The organism is Streptomyces sp. NPDC053048, from assembly GCF_044547045.1.
In the GTDB taxonomy this organism is placed as follows: Bacteria; Actinomycetota; Actinomycetes; order Streptomycetales; family Streptomycetaceae; genus Streptomyces.
Genome location: NZ_JBITZS010000009.1, coordinates 173,259 through 189,206 on the forward strand (window position 1 = coordinate 173,259; position 15,948 = coordinate 189,206).

The following is a 15,948-nucleotide window of genomic DNA, read 5'->3' on the forward strand; positions in this document are numbered from 1 at the left end:
GGCCCTCCGAAATCCACGCGTGGCTTCCGTCCCTGTTCATCGGGCGCCCGGCAACGACAGGGCGGATCCGCCGGAGTGTGAGACGCGCGAGCACGCGCGTCGTGGGACCTCACTTTGGCGGCGAGGCGACCGGTCAGCAGGGGACAGCAGCCCGGCCGCCACCCAAGGGACGGTCGGTTCCAGGGACGCCTGGAACCGACCGTATCCGGTCGAAACGGTTGCGCCCGGAGCCGGGTATCCCGCACGATGCAAAGGGAACACGAGGACACGCCAAACCCCTTGTCCCGTACCGCCATTGGTTCAACCACCGAAAGCCCGCGGCGCTCCCCCCGGCGCCGCTCCGCGGCACCGACCCTGCCCTGACCTCGGTGCCGGCAGTCAAGGGCCCCGAGGCCGCCCGCAGCCCCCGCGGAACCGGCCCGGGGCCCTTCGCCGTGCAGGAGGCCCGTGAGCCCGCTACGGCCCCTCCGGCGCCCTCGGCGGCACCTCCGGTACCGGCAGCAGCGGCAGCCGCAGCGCCGCGAAGGCGTCCTTGGGCACGGCCGGGTGCAGGGGCTCGATCGCGGCCAGCCGCCGGTACGGGCTGCCCTGCACCGGACGCCGATCCGTCTCGCCCTTGTTCGGCCAGAACGACATGGCCCGCTCCGCCTGCGCCGTGATCGTCAGGGACGGGTTGACGCCCAGGTTCGCGGAGACGGCCGCCCCGTCGACCACCGAGATGCCCGGATGCCCGTACAGCCGGTGGTACGGGTCGATCACGCCCCGCGACGCGTCGGGGCCGATGGGGCAGCCGCCGATGAAGTGGGCGGTGAGCGGGGTGCCCATGAGCTCGCCGACGTTGCTGCCCGGATAGCCGTTGATCTCCCGGGCGATCAGGCCGGCCGCCTCGGCGGCCGCCGGGATCTGCGTCGGGTTGGGCGCCCCGTGCCCCTGCCGGGCCGTCAGCAGGCCCCTGCCGGGACGTCTGGTCCGCCGGTAGGTGGTCAGGGAGTTGTCCAGGGACTGCATCACCAGGCCGATGATCGTCCGCTCCGACCAGTGATGGTTGGAGAGCGAGAGCAGCAGCTGCACCGGATGACGCGCGCAGCGGGCGGCGAACGCCAGCGCGCGCGGCGCGCGCGTGCCCACCGGCACCTGCAGGATCGACAGGGCGCCCATGGCGTTGGAGCCCCGGCCGTAACGGACCGGTTCGACGTGGGTGTCGGCGTCCGGGTGGAACGAGGACGTGATCGCGACGCCCCGGGTGAAGTCGGGCTCGCCGCCGTGCGCCCGGCGGTAGCGGCGGACGGTGGTGCCGGCGCCCACCAGCGCCTCGGAGTTCGTACGGGTCAGCACCCCGAGCCGGCCGGAGATCCGCGGCAGCAGGCCGCGGTCGCGCATGGTGTGCAGCAGCGTCTGTGTGCCGTACGTACCGGCCGCCAGCACCACCCGCTCCGCGCGCAGCACCCGGGGGCGCGCGGTGCGCCGCCGGTCGGTGGGCACGGTCAGCACGCGGTAGCCGCCGTCGCGGTGCTCGGTGACGGCCACGACCGTGGTCATCGGCCGGATGACGGCCCCGGCGCGCTCGGCGAGGTGGAGGTAGTTCTCGCCCAGGGTGTTCTTCGCCCCGTGCCGGCAGCCCGTCATGCACTCGCCGCACTCCCGGCAGGCCCGGCGGGCCGGGCCCGCCCCGCCGAAGTAGGGGTCGGGCACCTCCTCGCCCGGCCGCGCCCGCACCGTGCCGTCGCCGTCGCGGCCGTCGCCGAAGAAGACCCCCACCGGCGCCATGTGGAAGGTCTCCCCCACGCCCATCCGCTCGGCCGCCGCCTTCAGGTGGACGTCAGAGGGCGTCATGGTCGGGTTGAGCCGCACGCCCAGCATGCGCCGCGCCTGCTCGTAGTACGGGCCCAGCTCCCGCTCCCAGTCGGTGATGCCGGCCCATTGCGGGTCGTCGAAGAAGGCCTTGGGCGGGACGTAGAGGGTGTTGGCGTAGTTGAGCGAGCCGCCGCCCACGCCGGCGCCCGCCAGCACCATGACGTTGCCCAGCAGGTGGATGCGCTGGATGCCGTAGAGGCCGAGGGCCGGCGCCCACAGGTAGTTGCGCAGGTCCCAGGAGTTCCTGGGCAGGCTCTCGCGGGTGAAGCGGCGGCCCGCCTCCAGCACACCGACGCGGTAGCCCTTCTCGGTCAGCCGCAGGGCGGCGACGGAGCCGCCGAACCCGGAGCCGACGACGATGACGTCGTAGTCGTACGGTGCCACCACAGCCTCCGTCGGATCAGCGCACCCGCAGTGCCTTCAGTACCCGCAGCCCGCCTGTCATCACGCGCGCGTACCGCTCGTCGTCCATCCCGAACGCCGGTCCCAGCGGCAGGAGGCGCTGCTGGGCGACCGTCTGCGCCTCGGTGTACTTCAGGATGCCCTCGGCGCCGTGCCGCCGCCCCAGGCCCGAGTCGCCCATGCCGCCCATCGGCGCCCCGACGCTGCCGTAGGCGGCGGCGTACGCCTCGTTGACGTTGACGGTCCCGGCCCGCACGCGCGCGGCGACGGCGCGGCCGCGCCGGCCGTCCCTCGTCCAGACGCTCGCGTTCAGGCCGTACGGCGTGGAGTTGGCCCGCCGTACCGCCTCGTCCTCGTCGTCGAAGCGGTAGACGGAGACCACCGGGCCGAAGGTCTCCTCCGTGCAGACCGCCATGGGCGGCTCGACGCCCTCCAGAACGGTCGGCTCGTAGAACAGCGGCCCGACGTCCGGCCGGGGCCTGCCGCCGGTGACGACGGTGGCGCCCTTGGCGACGGCCTCGTCCACGTGCCGGGTGACGGTCTCGAGCTGCTGCCGCGACACGAGCGAGCCCATGTCGGCGCCGTAGGCCAGGGCCGTGCCCAGCCGCAGCGCCCTGGTGCGGGCGGCGAAGCGGCGCAGGAACTCGTCGGCCACGGAGGAGTGGACGTACAGCCGCTCGATGGACATGCACAGCTGACCGGCGGACGAGAAGCAGCCGCGCACCGCGCCCGCCACGGCCCTGTCGAGGTCGGCGTCGCGCAGCACCAGCATGGCGTTCTTGCCGCCGAGTTCGAGGCTGGCGCCGATGAGGCGGTCGGCGGCGCCCCGCGCGACCTCGCGGCCGGTGCGGGTGGAGCCGGTGAAGGAGACGTAGTCGGCGTGCGCGACGACGGCCGGGCCGACCACGGGCCCCTCGCCGAGCACGATCTGCCAGACGGCCTCGGGAAGGCCGGCCTCGACGAGGAGGTCGCGCGCCCACAGGGCGGTCAGGGCCGTGCCGGTGTCGGGCTTCATCACGACGGCGTTGCCCGCGACGAACGCCGGCAGCGCGTCGCCGGCGGACAGCTCGAGCGGGTAGTTCCAGGGCGAGATGTGCCCGATGACGCCGCGCGGCCGGCGTAGTTCGGTTGCCTTGGTGAGGACCGGCAGCACGCCGAGCCGGCTCCTGGGCCGCAGGTAGGATGCGGCCGCCCGCCCGTAGTGCCGGGCGACGACGGCGACCGCCTGCACCTCCTCGTGGGCGTGCAGCCGGGTCTTGCCGGTCTCCAGCTGGATCAGGTCCAGGATCTCCGACTGGCGGGCCAGCACGAGGTCGTGGAAGCGCAGCAGGACCTCCGCCCGCCGGCGCGGCGGCGCCTCGGCCCAGGCGCGCTGCGCGTGCCGGGCCCGCGCGAACGCGGTGGCGACGTCATCGAGCGTGGACTGCGGCAGGTCGGCCAGCTTCCGCCCGGTGAAGGGCGTGTGGCCGGCCGTGGTGCCGCCGGAGCTCACCACCGCGCGCGTGAGGCGGGCGACGAGCTCCGGGGTGACGACATCGGCTGCTGTGCGGGTGCCCGCCGGGGCAACCGGGTTGCCACCGGCGACTGTTCCAGTGTCCTGCGTGTCCGTCATGCGGGTGAGCGTATGACGGCTCGGACGCTTTGGGTACCTGCCGGTAACCCCGAATGCGTCACTGGTCCTGGATTTTGAGGTGCTTGAGGACGGTGTCGAAGAGCTTGTCGCCGTCCTTGCGGCTCTGGCCGGCGGCGGGCATCCGCACCTCGAGCAACCAGGCGGTGTTCCCGGCCTTGTTGACGATGGCTTGCGTGCGCCACGCACGCTTGGGGTCCTTCTCGTTGTCCCCGGACTTGCGGAAGACGGTGACCACTTCGGCCGCCTCCATGCCCTGATGGGCGGAGACCTTGGTCGTGGTCGACTGCGGGTCGTTGACCGAGGTCGCGTCGCCCTTGCCGGCCTTGCGCTGGTCGGCGATGCGCTGGACCTCGGTCTCGGCGGAGGCGACGTCCTTCGGCTGCCAGTCCGAGACGTTCTTGCTCCGCTTCTCCTCCGTCTCGCGGGTGAGGTAGAGGGAGAAGACGCCGCTGGGGTCACGGAAGGCCACCCAGCCGTCGTTGGCGTTCACCTCCTTGACGTAGTCCTCGGGAACCGCCAGGGACGCCTTGACGATCTCGGGTTCGTCCCGGACCTTCCAGTGCAGCGGAATGGCCGGCCCTACCGCGAACGGGTTGACGACGAGCAGCGTCACGGCGGTGGCCACGGCCACCACGCCGACGCCGAGCCCCCACTGCGCCTTGCGGTTGCCCGACAGCACCGGCGGCACCCACTTGCTGCCCGCCGGGCGGGCGCCCGCCGGGGCGAACACCGGCTGCTGCGGCGCCGGCGGCCGGACGACGGACTCCAGCGCGTGCCGCACCTGCGGGGCCGTCGGGCGGGCCGCCGGGTCCTTGCTCAGCAGCTGCATGACGATCCCGGCGAGCGCCCCCGCGCCGTGCGCCGGTGTCTGCGGCTCCGCCGACAGGATGGCCTGCATCGTCGTGCGTGTTGGAGCGGCGGAAGGGCGACATGCCCTCGGCCGCCGCGTACAGCACGACGCCCAGCGACCACAGGTCCGACTCCGGGCCGGGCCGCCGGCCCAGCACCCGCTCGGGGGCGACGAACTCCGGCGAGCCGACGAACGCCCCCGTCTCGGTCAGGCCCTGCTCGCCCTCGATCGTCGCGATGCCGAAGTCGGTCAGCACGACCCGGTCGTTGCGCCCGAGCAGGACGTTGTCGGGCTTCACGTCGCGGTGCAGCACCCCCGCCTCGTGCGCGGCCGTCAGCGCGCCCAGCACGGCGAGCCCGACGCGGGCCGCCTCGCGCGGGTCCAGGGTGCCCTCGGCAAGCTGGTCGGCGAGGGAGCGCCCGCGCACCAGCTCCATGACGATCCACGGGCGGCCGTCCTCGACGACCACGTCGTGCACGGTGACGACGGACGGGTGGTCGATGCGGGCCGCGGCGCGCGCCTCGCGCTGCATGCGCTGGTACACGTTCTGGCGCATGGTCTCCGGCACGTTGTCCGGGACGCGCGGCTCCTTGACGGCGACGTCCCGGTCGACGACCTCGTCGCGGGCCTTCCAGACGGTGCCCATGCCGCCGTGGCCGAGGCGGGACGTCAGGCGGTACCGGCCGCCTATGAGCCGCCCGGCACCCGGGTCGGGGGCGGCGGCGGTGTGCTGCGTGGGTACGTACGGATTGCCCGCCGGCGGCGTCGGCGGCTGGAGATCGTAGCTGGTGGGCCCGCTCGCCCATCCCCCGTGGTTCGTCATGGCCCCATCATTACCAAGCGCCGTACCCGGGCCGCACCTCGAAGAGCGGCGGTCAAGGGGATGAGACCGGCTTCGTCCTGACAAAGGTGGACAGCGCGGTGTCGAAGTACCGCCGGCCCTCCGACGTCCGGCCCGCCGGCGAGGACACCCACACGTCGTACATCTTGTCCCCCTCGTCCCAGGCGAGGTCGTAGGTGTGCCGGGCGCCGGTGGGAGCCTTGCCCGAGCCCGCGTCGAAACCGTCCCAGCTGAACTCCCAGGACGCCGCCCGGTGCCCCTTGTGCTCGGCGCGCTCCACCTTGCCGTCGCGGTAGCCGGGGTAGCGGTCCGGGGCGAGCGCCGCGGAGCTGCGCATCACACCGATCGGGCCGCCCTCCTGCACGTCCTGGATCAGCACGCCGATGCGGAACTCCTTGCCCGCCGAGTAGTAGAAGACGCGCGGCGGTTCGAAGGAACGGATGAAGCCGTCGGGGACGGCGAGCGCGAAGCCCGCCGGGTCCTGGACGGAGTGGTAGCCGGCGGGCGCGGTGACGGACGCGCTGGCCGGCGGATCGGGCGCCGGCGGCGGCTTGGTGAGCCCGGCGGTGACGGTCCCGCCGGGCCGCGCGTCGACCCGGCCGGTGGAACCCGTCCCCCGGTCGATCAGCAGCGCGGCCACGCCCGCCCCCATGCCGGCCAGGGTCACCACTGTGACCGCCGCCAGCAGGGCCGTACGCGCCCGCAGCCCGGCCGGGGCCGCGGCGGGCGGGGCGGGCGCAGCGGGGACGGCGGGGACGTCCGTACGCGTCGGCGTGTACCGCTCCGGGACGGCCGGGACGCTGCCGGTGTCGAGATAGACGCGCAGCAGCCGCTCCGCGTCGTCCGCGCCCATGCGGCGGGCCGGGTCGCGCTCCAGCAGGCCCTGGACGACCGGCAGCAGCGGCCCGGCCGCCTCCGGAGGGCGGATCTCGTCGTAGACGACGGCGTGCAGGATGCCGCCCAACGAGTCGCGGTGGAAGGGCGATTCGCCGTTGAGGGCGGTGCACATCAGGACACCCAGCGACCACAGGTCCGACTCGGGCCCCGCGCGCCCGCCCGACATCCGCTCGGGAGCGGTGTACTCGGGCGAGCCGACGAACGCCCCCGCCTCGGTGATCGTCGTGGCCCCCGACACCTGGGCGATGCCGAAGTCGGTGAGCACCACCCGGCCCGTCGCCGCCTCCAGCAGGACGTTCGGCGGCTTGATGTCCCGGTGCAGCACCCCGCGCGCGTGCGCCGCGCGCAGCGCCCCCAGCATCGCCACGCCGATCCGGGCGGCCTCCGGCGGCGTGACCGGGCCCTCCGCCGAGAGCAGCCCGGACAGCGAGCGGCCGTCGATCAGCTCCATCACGATCCAGGGACGGCCGTCCTGCTCGACGATGTCGTGCATGACGATCACGTTGGGGTGTCTGATCAGCGCGACCGCGCGGGCCTCGCGGAGCATCCGGTCGTACTGGACCTGCGCGGCCTCGGGCGACTGCTGGTCGTCCACGTGCAGCTCTTTGACCGCCACCTCGCGGGCCAGCAGTTCGTCGGTGGCCCGCCAGACCGTGCCCATCCCGCCGCGCCCGATCTTCCGGACGAGCCGATACCGCCCGGCGATGAGACCGCCGTGTGCAGCGAAGGTGCCCATAACCACATCTTGCCCCACGACGTGGGGCCGAGCCGGGCTCGTACCGGCCGCTTCACCCTGGGCGCGCAAGAGCACCGGAACATTTCATGTACAGTTGTTCCCGCAACGCCGACCGGATGGCCGAAAACCTCCGGGGCCGAGCGCTCGTAGCTTAACGGATAGAGCACTTGACTACGGATCAAGAGGTTGCAGGTTCGAATCCTGCCGAGCGCACACTCCACGAAAGGGAGCCGGATCACGATCCGGCTCCCTTTCCGCATGTGCGGCCGCTCGCATCCGGCCGCTCCGGCTTCTCGCCGACTGCCTGCCATATAGGACAGGATCCGGCCGCCTTCCCCTCTACGGTCGTCCCATGACCACCGCCCCGCGCATCGCCGACGAGCAGCGCCGCGCCCGCCTCGCCCACCGCCACCTCCTGGCCCCCGGCCACCGCGCCGCCACCGTCGAGGACGTCGCCGACGCCCTGGTCGCGCTGCACGCCAGCGACCCGGCGACCGTCCACCTCTCCGCGTGCGCGCGGCTCGCCGAGCCCTCGCACCGGGAGGTGGAGCGGGGGCTGTACGAGGACGTGACGCTGGTGAAGCTGCTCTCCATGCGGCGCACGCTCTTCGCGGTGAGCACGCGGGTCGCCCCCTGCGTCGGCTCCTCCACCGCCCGCGCGATCGCCCAGCGGGAACGGGTGACCCTGCTGAAGGTGCTGCGGCAGCACGCCGAGGGCGGCGAGCCCTGGGACGAGGACCGGCTCGCCGCGGCCGAGCGGGCGACGCTCGAGGCGCTGGCCGCGCGCGGCCAGGCGACGACGAGAGAACTGGCCGGGGACGTCCCCGCGCTCCGGGAGACGCTCCTGATGTCGCCCGGCAAGCCGTACGAGGGCCGCCAGAGCGTCGGCAGCCGGGTGCTGCGGCTGCTGGCCTCGGACGGTCATGTGCGGCGCGGCCGGCCGCGCGGTTCGTGGACGAGCAGCCTCTATCCGTGGGCCGCGGCGCCCCCGCTGCCGGAGCTTCCGGTGCGCGAGGCGAAGGCGGAGCTGGCGCGCCGCTGGCTCGCCTCCTACGGGCCGGCCACGGAGGCGGACCTGAAGTGGTGGACGGGCTGGTCGCTGCGCGACACCCGGGCGGCACTGGCGGACGCGGGGGCCGTGCCCGTGCGGCTCGCGGCGGGCCCCGGCCTCGCGCTGCCGGACGACCTGGAGGACGCCGGGCCCACCGGGGACTGGGCGGCACTGCTGCCCGGCCTCGACCCCACCGCCATGGGGTGGCGGGTGCGGGACTGGTACCTGGACCCGGGGCACGTGCCGTTCCTCTTCGACCGGGCGGGCAACATCGGGCCGACCGTGTGGTGGAACGGGCGCGTCGTCGGCGGCTGGGCGCAGCGGGCGGACGGCGAGATCGTGTGGCGGGCCCTGACGGACGTCGGGCGCGACGCCTCCGCCGCGATCGCGGCGGAGGCCGGGCGGCTGTCCGCGTGGGTGGGCGAGGTCCGCGTCACACCGCGCTTCCGCACGCCGCTGGAGCGGGAGCTGGTCCGCTGAGCCCGGGTCCGCCGGGCGGTCATCGCCCGGCGGGCGTCAGCGGGTGATCTGCCAGGACACCCGGCCCGTCAGCCGCTTGGCGGCCTCCGGGTCGCGAACGGCGTCCGTGCGGTCGACGGCCACCGCCGTCAGGGTGTGCGGGCGGCCGTCGGCGGGGACGCCGAGCGTGCGCGGGACGACCGAAGTGCGGCCCCGGGCGGCGCGCGCCTCGCGGCCGTCGACGTACCAGCGCACCTCGGTGGTCGCCACCGGCAGCCGCACGCCGACGCGCTGCCCGCGGCCGGCCGTGTCGCCGTCCGAGCCGGGGGCCTTGGTGAGCACGCGCGCGTGCCGGTAGAAGCCCGCGATCATCGCCTCGCGTCCGGGCAGGTTGAACTCGCGCCCCAGCGAGCGCATGATCGAGTTCTCGGTGGGGCGGTAGAGGCCCTTGGGGTAGTAGCCGCCGCCCTCGTACGTGCCGACCGTGCCGCCGTCCGGCGAGGTCTCGCCGATCCAGCGGTGCCACTTCCGGCGCTGCGCGGTCATCCGGTCGGCGTCGAGTGTGCTGGTGTTGACGTCCGCCGGTTCGGGGCCGGTGTAGGTGCCGTACTCGTCGTACTGGTACTCGTCGGCGAGCTTGCCCAGCGAGTGGCCGGTCTCATGGACGGCCACCTGGTCGGACTTGTCGTGGTCGGAGGAGGCCGTGGCGATGCCGTCGTAGCCGACCTGGGAGACGACGTCGTTGTAGCCGGCGCCGCCGTACTTGGCGGAGTGGGACAGCACCACCACCAGGTCGGCGGCGGGCGCCTTGGCGGCGTACGACTCGACCCTGGCGGTGTCGACGCACAGCAGCCGCTCGATGCCGTCGCAGTAGAAGCCGGAGCGCAGGGCGGTGTCCTTGACCACTCCCTGGACGGGGTCGCCGGAGACGCCGGAGTCACGCGAGACGGCGTCGACGGCCCAGACGTTGAACAGGCCCCGGTAGGACGCGTAGGGCTCGACGGCCGACATCCTGGCCCACTTGGTGCGCACGGCCGCGTGGAAGGCGTCCTGCTGGGAGGCGGTGTAGCCGTCGCCGATGAAGACGACGTCGAGCTTGGTGCCCACGGGGCCGTTGTTCACTACCGGAGTCACCTTGCCGTCACCCTTGACCCAGGGGCGCAGGGGGTGGGCGGTGCCGGTGGGGGCGGGGACGGTGGTGTGGCGGGGGTGGCCGCCGGGTTCGGTGAAGTACTCCACCCGCTGGGTGGGTTGGGGACGCGGAGGCGGGCCGTCCGGTCTTGCGTGGGCGGTCGCCGTGGTGCCGGCGGCGAGGACGACCAGGGCGGCCGCGCCCGCCGCGAGGGATATTCGTCGGTGCATGGGGGGTTTCCTCCCGAAACCGAAACCCGCCTGTTAAGTGGCGAGTTAAGTCGCGTTAAGGTGCCGCTCAACGTAGAGGCTCGGGAGGTTCATGACAATGGATGCCGCGCGAGTGATGGCCGAAGTGCCGCCTCAGGCCTCGTCGTCGGCGAGCCGCAGCAGCCGGTCCAGCACCACGCGGCCGCTCGCCCGCAGGCCGTCGTGCTCGTACTCGTCCGTCACCCAGGTCCGCAGGCCCGCGACGGCCCGTGCGGTGCTCAGCGAGTGCCCGGTGTCGACGTACAGGTCGTCGTGGTAGACGGCGGCGGCCACCGGCACGGTGGTGCGGGCCAGGCGCGCGGCGTCGTACAGGGGCGTCCAGCCCTTGCGCTCGGCGAGGAGTTCGGCGGTGTGGCGCAGCGGGCGCAGGGCGGCCTGGGTGCGCAGCATCCAGGGGTGGACGGTCTCGCCGGTGAACAGGAAGCGCCCGCCGGCCTCGAAGTGGCGTTCGAACTGGGGGAATTCCGCGCGTATCCGCTCGGCCGACCAGTGCGTCGCCCGTCCGTCCTGGGCATAAATGGCCTCATGGAGGATGGTGTAGAGAGGGCTGGCGGCGCGCGAGAGCACCGCCGCGGCCTGTTCGGTGAAGGCGTCGGACAGGCGCGGCCCGCCCGCCGTCGGCACGAAGGCGTCCTCCAGGAGGTAGTGCAGCCGGTGCGAGCCGTCGCCGGTGCCCAGCAGGATGCCGAGCTGCTGGAAGGCCTCGACGGTCAGCAGCGAGCCGTCCGGCAGCGTCTCCTCCCGCTCGGCCAGGTGCTCGGCGATGCGCCGGGCGGCGGCCTCGTCGCCGGGGTAACGGGCGTAGTGCGCGAGACTCTTGCGCTCCATGCGCGGATAGGCGGCGCGGTAGACGGCGTCCGCGTCGGCGTCCAGGGACGGCAGTCCGCCGGTGATGATCACCCGCTCGAGCCCCTCCGGGGCGAACGACAGGTAGGTGAGCGCGCAGAAGCCGCCGAAGCTCTGCCCGAGGACCGTCCAGGGCCGGCCGCCGGTCAGCCGGGGGCGGATGTACTCGCAGTCGCGGACGATGGAGTCGGCCCGGAAGTGGGCGAGGTAGTCCGCCTGGCTCTCCGGGGTGCCGCGCAGCGGCAGCGTCTGCCGGGTGGCGGGCGTGGAGCGGCCGGTGCCGCGCTGGTCGAGGAGGAGGACACGGTGGTCCTCCAGCGCGCGGTCGAGCCAGTTCTCGCGGCCCACGGGCCGCCCGGCGGGAAAGCCGGGGCCGCCCTGCAGGAAGACCAGCCAGGGCAGCCGCTCGTGCGCGCGGCTCGAGGCGACGACCTCCCGGCCGTAGAGGCGGATGCGCTCGCCGTCCGGTGCTCCGTGGTCGAGCGGCACGTCGAAGAAGCGGTCGGTGAGAACGAGTCCGGGCTGACGGAAGGTGACAGCCTCGTCCCCCGCCCGGGTGACCCCGGGCAACTTCGGCACGGATGACACGGTTACATCCTCACGTAAGCAGATTTACTGCACGGCTTGAATCACGGCGCAATGTACCGAGGGGCGGAAGTGGCCGAGAACAGCACCCACGGCATACGGGCGGACGAGCCCTCCGACATCGGCCGCCGCGTACTGCGGCTGCGTACCGAAAAGGGACTCACCCAGAAGCAGTTGGCGGAACCCGCCTACACGGCCGCGTACGTCTCCACCCTGGAGGCCGGCCGCGTACGGCCCTCCGAGACCGCTCTGCGGCACCTGGCGGGCCGCCTGGGCATCACCGTGGAGGAGCTCGCCACCGGCCGGCCGCCGCACCTGGCCACCGAGCTGCGGCTGCGGCTCACCGACGCCCGGCGGACCCTGGCCACCGGCGACGCCGAGGACGCCGCCGCGCTCTTCCGAGCCCTGCGCGCCGAGGCCGCCTCCCTCGGCCTGGTCACCGAGCAGTTCACCGCCCTGCTCGGGCTCGGCGACTGCGCGCTGGAGACCGGCGACCTCACCGACGCCCGCGACCTGTTCGCCGAGGCCGAGGCCCTGCTCTCCGACCAGCCGCTGCCGCGCCGCGTCCCGGCCCTGCGCGGCCGGGCCACCGCCCACCTGCTGGCAGGCGAACTGCGCTACGCCTGCTACCTGCTGGAGACGGCCGTCGACGAACTGAACGCCTCCGGCATGCACGACCCCGACGCCCTCCTGCTGCTGTACACCGCCTCCATCGCCCCCTACATGGACATGGGGGCACACGCGCGTGCCGCCCACGCGGCCGAGCTCGCCCTCGCCCTCGCCCCCCAGGTCGACAACCCCGCGCTCGTCGCCGGCATGCACCGGGGCGTCGCCCGCACCCTGATCGCCGAGGGCCGCATCGCCGACGCCGACGCCTCCCTGGCCAAGGCCCAGGAGCTCTACCAGCAGCTGCACATACGGACCGAACTGGCCCACTGCCACTGGATGCGCGGCTACGTCCACGCCCAGGACGGCAATCTGCGCAAGGCCGAGACCGAACTGCGCACCGCCCGCGACATGCTGGCGTCCAAGCGCGCCGCCCTGTTCACCGTGCAGGTCGAGGTCGAGCTGGCCGACGTGCTGCGGCGCAGGGGCAAGGCCGCCGAGGCCGAGGAACTGCTGCGCCCGCTGCTCGCCCCCACCGCGCTGGGCGCCGAGCGCGGCGCCGTCCACGCGGGCGGCGCGCACCGCCTACTGGGCCTCATCGCCGAGGAGCGCGCCGACACCGAGGCCGCCGAGGAGCACTACTGCGCGGCGCTGTCCCTGCTGGAGCGCACGGGCGCGGCCGGCGACCTCGCCGACCTGTGCCGGCTGCTGGGCGACCTGCTGCGGCGCACGGGCCGCACGGAGGCCGCCCTGGACGCGTACCGCACGGGGCTGGGCCACCGGGCCGCGCCGGGCACCACCACATTGGGGCCCGCCCCCACCGCGCCGCCGTCCTGGCCGCGGCCGTAGCCCGCTGTGGACCGCCGACCGGCCCTCCCCTCACGGGGGCCGGTCAGCGGTCGTTCGTGTGCGACGCGAGCAGCTGGTCCCAGCCGCGCCGCAGATCCCGGTGCTCCTCCTCGCACAGCTCGGCGCGCTCCTTGGTGAGCCGCTTGCCGTCGACGAGGCTCCGGCGCTCCCTGGCCCGGTCCCGCCGGGGCGCGGAGCCGTAGAGGTAGCAGCGGTAGTTGGCGCTGCGGACGGCGTCCGGGGCGTGCTCGTCGGAGGGGTCCGCGTCCGCCGGGTCGCTCTCGCGCGCGTACTGGTCGTAGTTGTCGGCGGCGGCCAGCAGCGCGGCCCGTCCCGCCTCGCCCTGCCGCAGCAGGCGGTACGCCGCGAACTGGTCGGCGACGTCCTCCTCACGGCCGGTGAAGGGCAGGTTCAGCTTGTCGATGAGGGCGTGGGCGGCCTCGTGGTACAGCGTCTCGGTGACGACCCCGGCCGTGCGCCCCGCGGGGTCGGCGTCGCCGTCGGCCTCGAACATCGAGCGCACCTCGCCGATGAAGCCGTAGCACAGCACGATGCGCCCGCCTGCCGGGTCGTACTCGGGGATGTCGTCCTTCTTGCAGGAGCGGCCCACGATCTCCACCGGCTCCGGCAGCCGCACGGCCTTGTTGAGGTCCGCCGCGACCTTCTCCGGCAGCCCGCGGCCGCGCAGGAACGCGCGCTCGTCGGCGTCGCCGCCCCGGGGGGCCTGGTAGGAGACGGACAGGCCGCCGCGTGTGGGGGGCGCGGCGGCCTGCGACTGGGTGCCGCAGCCGGTCGCGAGGGCGGCCGTGCAGACGCCGGCGGCGACGAGCGCGCGGGCGCGCCGCGCTCGGGCCGGAGTCCGGGGGCCGGTCCCCGCATGGTGCAGCATGGACTGCACTCTGCCGGTCGGATCACCCGAAGGGAATCCACCGTGAGTCCAGGACCACCCCCGCCGGTCGGCGGGGGTGACCGGGCCCAAGGGTGGGAGTCCTCGACTCCGCTTTTCCCCTCCGGTGCGGCAGGCTGGAGGGGCCAGGGCGGTCAGGGCCCCGGTGGAACAGGGAAGAGGTACGGTCGGTGATCCGTGTTGCGGTGGTGGACGACGAACAGCTCGTCCGGTCCGGGCTGCGGATGATCCTGGGCACGGCCCCGGACATCGAGGTCGTCGCGGACTGCGGTGGCGGCCAGGCCGTGGACACCGTGCTGCTCGGTGCGCCCGACGTCGTGCTCCTCGACATCCGGATGCCCGACGTCGACGGCCTGACCGTGCTGCGCCGCCTGCGCGCCCTGCCGCACCCGCCCGCCGTGGCCATGCTCACCACCTTCGACGCCGACGAGTACCTGGCCGCCGCGCTGCGCGGCGGCGCCGCCGGCTTCCTGCTCAAGGACACCGACCCCGAACAGCTCGTCCGGGCCGTGCGCACCCTCGCCTCCGGCGGCAACGTCCTCGACCCCGGCGTGACCCGCGCGGTCATCGGCGGCTACCTCGCCGCCGACGCCGGGGCCACGGCCGCCGAGGCGGTCCAGGCGCTGACCCCGCGCGAGCGCGAGGTGCTGGCCCTGCTCGGCGCCGGCCTGGCCAACCCGCAGATCGCCGAACGGATGGGCCTGGCGCCCAGCACCGTCAAGGACCACGTCCGGGCGGTCCTCGGCAAGCTGGGCGGCCTCAACCGGGTCCAGGCCGCGATCGTGGCCGACCGGGCGGGACTGGTCGCGGCGCGCGAGCAGCGGAGCGGGCGATGAAGCCCGCCGACGCGCCCCCGCCCGCCCGCCTGCCCGCTTCCCTGCCCGCCTGGCTGCCGTCCTGGGCGCCGGTGGTGCTGCCCGCGCTGATCGCGGCCGCGGACGCCCTGCTGGTCAACGGCGCCGACCCGAGCACGGAGCTGGGCGTGTCGCTGCTGGCGGCGGTGGCCCTGCTGTGGCGGCGCCGGTTCCCCGCCACCGTCTTCGCGGCCACCCTGCCGGGCATGTACCTGGCGTACGTCTGGATCGCGCCCATGATCGCCCTGTACACGGTGGCGGCCCGGCGGCCCGACCGGTGGCTGCTGGGCACGGCCGGGCTGCTGATGGCCGCCGCCCAGTTCGTGCCCTACCCCGTCTCGGACCTACCGCTGACGGACCGCCGCCAGCTCGCCGTCAACCTCGTCGACGCCTTCGTCGTGGCGGCCACCCCCATCGCGCTGGGCCTGCTCACCCGCACCCGCCGCGAACTCGCCGACCGGCTCGAGGAACTCACCCGCAGCCGGGCCCGCGAGGACCGGCTGCTCGCCGACCGCGTCCTGGCCACCGAGCGCGCCCGGCTCGCCCGCGAGATGCACGACGTCGTCGCCCACCAGGTCAGCCTGATCAGCCTGCAGGCCGGGGCCGTGCAGATCAGCACCGAGGACACCCGGGCCCGCGCCGGCGCCCGCACCATCCGCGAGCTGTCGGTGCGCACCCTGGACGAGCTGCGCCACATGGTCGGCATCCTGCGCGCGGCCGGCGCCGACACCGAGGAGCTCACCCCGCAGCCGCGGCTGGCGGACCTGCCCCGGCTGATCGAGCTGAGCGCGCTGGACGTCGCGTTCGAGGACGCGTGCGACCGGGAGACCGTGTACTCCGAGGCCGTCGAGCGGGCCGCGTTCCGCACGGTGCAGGAGGCGCTGACCAATGTGCGCAAGCACGCGCCCGGGGCGAAGGTGACGGTGCGCGTCGCCGGGGACGGTGCCGGCGGGCTGCTGGTGGAGATCCGCAACGGTCCGGCGGACGCGGCCGTGCCGGCACCGGAGCTGCCCGGCGGCGGTCACGGCCTGGTCGGGCTGCGCGAGCGGGCCCAGAGCCTCGGCGGGACGCTGGAGGCGCACCCGACGCGGGAGGGCGGCTTCCTCGTGCGGGCCCGCCTGCCGCGGGAGTAGCACTCGCCGCGGGAGCAGACGGCCGACGGTCCGGCAGCCGGCGT

10 protein-coding genes, 1 tRNA gene and 1 pseudogene are annotated in these 15,948 nt (G+C 74.3%); 5 read left to right on the top strand and 7 right to left on the bottom strand.

Features of this window, described 5'->3' with window-relative positions:
- Positions 1-456: 456 nt before the first annotated feature.
- The 4 genes and pseudogenes from ACIG36_RS24560 to ACIG36_RS24575 form a co-directional block, all read right to left on the bottom strand.
- Positions 457-2,238, bottom strand: a complete 1,782-nt coding sequence (locus ACIG36_RS24560) for a GMC oxidoreductase (RefSeq protein ID WP_399931642.1) — start codon at positions 2,236-2,238, stop codon at positions 457-459.
- Between the two features lie 16 nt (positions 2,239-2,254).
- Positions 2,255-3,868 (bottom strand): succinic semialdehyde dehydrogenase, encoded by a 1,614-nt coding sequence (locus ACIG36_RS24565; RefSeq protein ID WP_399931645.1) that lies wholly within the window; start codon positions 3,866-3,868, stop codon positions 2,255-2,257.
- A 58-nt stretch (positions 3,869-3,926) separates the two neighbouring features.
- A pseudogene (locus tag ACIG36_RS24570) lies at positions 3,927-5,562 on the bottom strand (serine/threonine-protein kinase).
- 52 nt (positions 5,563-5,614) lie between these two features.
- Positions 5,615-7,213, bottom strand: coding sequence for a serine/threonine-protein kinase (locus tag ACIG36_RS24575; RefSeq protein ID WP_399931647.1), 1,599 nt, complete (start codon positions 7,211-7,213; stop codon positions 5,615-5,617).
- A gap of 140 nt (positions 7,214-7,353) precedes the next feature.
- Here ACIG36_RS24575 and ACIG36_RS24580 point away from each other — a divergent pair.
- Both ACIG36_RS24580 and ACIG36_RS24585 read left to right on the top strand, forming a co-directional pair.
- A tRNA-Arg gene (locus ACIG36_RS24580) sits at positions 7,354-7,426 on the top strand.
- Between the two features lie 139 nt (positions 7,427-7,565).
- Positions 7,566-8,744, top strand: a complete 1,179-nt coding sequence (locus ACIG36_RS24585) for a winged helix DNA-binding domain-containing protein (protein WP_399931649.1) — start codon at positions 7,566-7,568, stop codon at positions 8,742-8,744.
- A gap of 36 nt (positions 8,745-8,780) precedes the next feature.
- Here the strand turns inward: ACIG36_RS24585 and ACIG36_RS24590 are convergent, their stop codons facing one another.
- Positions 8,781-10,085, bottom strand: coding sequence for a M64 family metallopeptidase (locus ACIG36_RS24590; RefSeq protein WP_399931652.1), 1,305 nt, complete (start codon positions 10,083-10,085; stop codon positions 8,781-8,783).
- 132 nt (positions 10,086-10,217) lie between these two features.
- Positions 10,218-11,549, bottom strand: coding sequence for an alpha/beta fold hydrolase (locus tag ACIG36_RS24595; protein ID WP_399931655.1), 1,332 nt, complete (start codon positions 11,547-11,549; stop codon positions 10,218-10,220).
- Positions 11,550-11,627: 78 nt separating this feature from the next.
- Here ACIG36_RS24595 and ACIG36_RS24600 point away from each other — a divergent pair, with 78 nt between their 5' ends.
- On the top strand, positions 11,628-13,010 hold the full coding sequence (locus tag ACIG36_RS24600) for a helix-turn-helix domain-containing protein (RefSeq protein ID WP_399931658.1): 1,383 nt from the start codon (positions 11,628-11,630) through the stop codon (positions 13,008-13,010).
- A gap of 43 nt (positions 13,011-13,053) precedes the next feature.
- Here ACIG36_RS24600 and ACIG36_RS24605 read toward each other — a convergent pair whose 3' ends face one another.
- A complete protein-coding gene (locus ACIG36_RS24605; RefSeq protein WP_399931661.1) occupies positions 13,054-13,899 on the bottom strand; it encodes a DUF4344 domain-containing metallopeptidase in 846 nt (281 codons plus the stop codon).
- Between the two features lie 188 nt (positions 13,900-14,087).
- On the opposite strand from ACIG36_RS24605, the gene ACIG36_RS24610 reads away from it, so the two are divergent.
- On the top strand, positions 14,088-14,753 hold the full coding sequence (locus tag ACIG36_RS24610) for a response regulator (protein WP_399931664.1): 666 nt from the start codon (positions 14,088-14,090) through the stop codon (positions 14,751-14,753).
- A complete protein-coding gene (locus ACIG36_RS24615; protein ID WP_399931667.1) occupies positions 14,750-15,904 on the top strand; it encodes a sensor histidine kinase in 1,155 nt (384 codons plus the stop codon). The genes ACIG36_RS24610 and ACIG36_RS24615 overlap by 4 nt, the downstream gene beginning before the upstream one ends.
- The last annotated feature ends 44 nt before the right edge of the window (positions 15,905-15,948 follow it).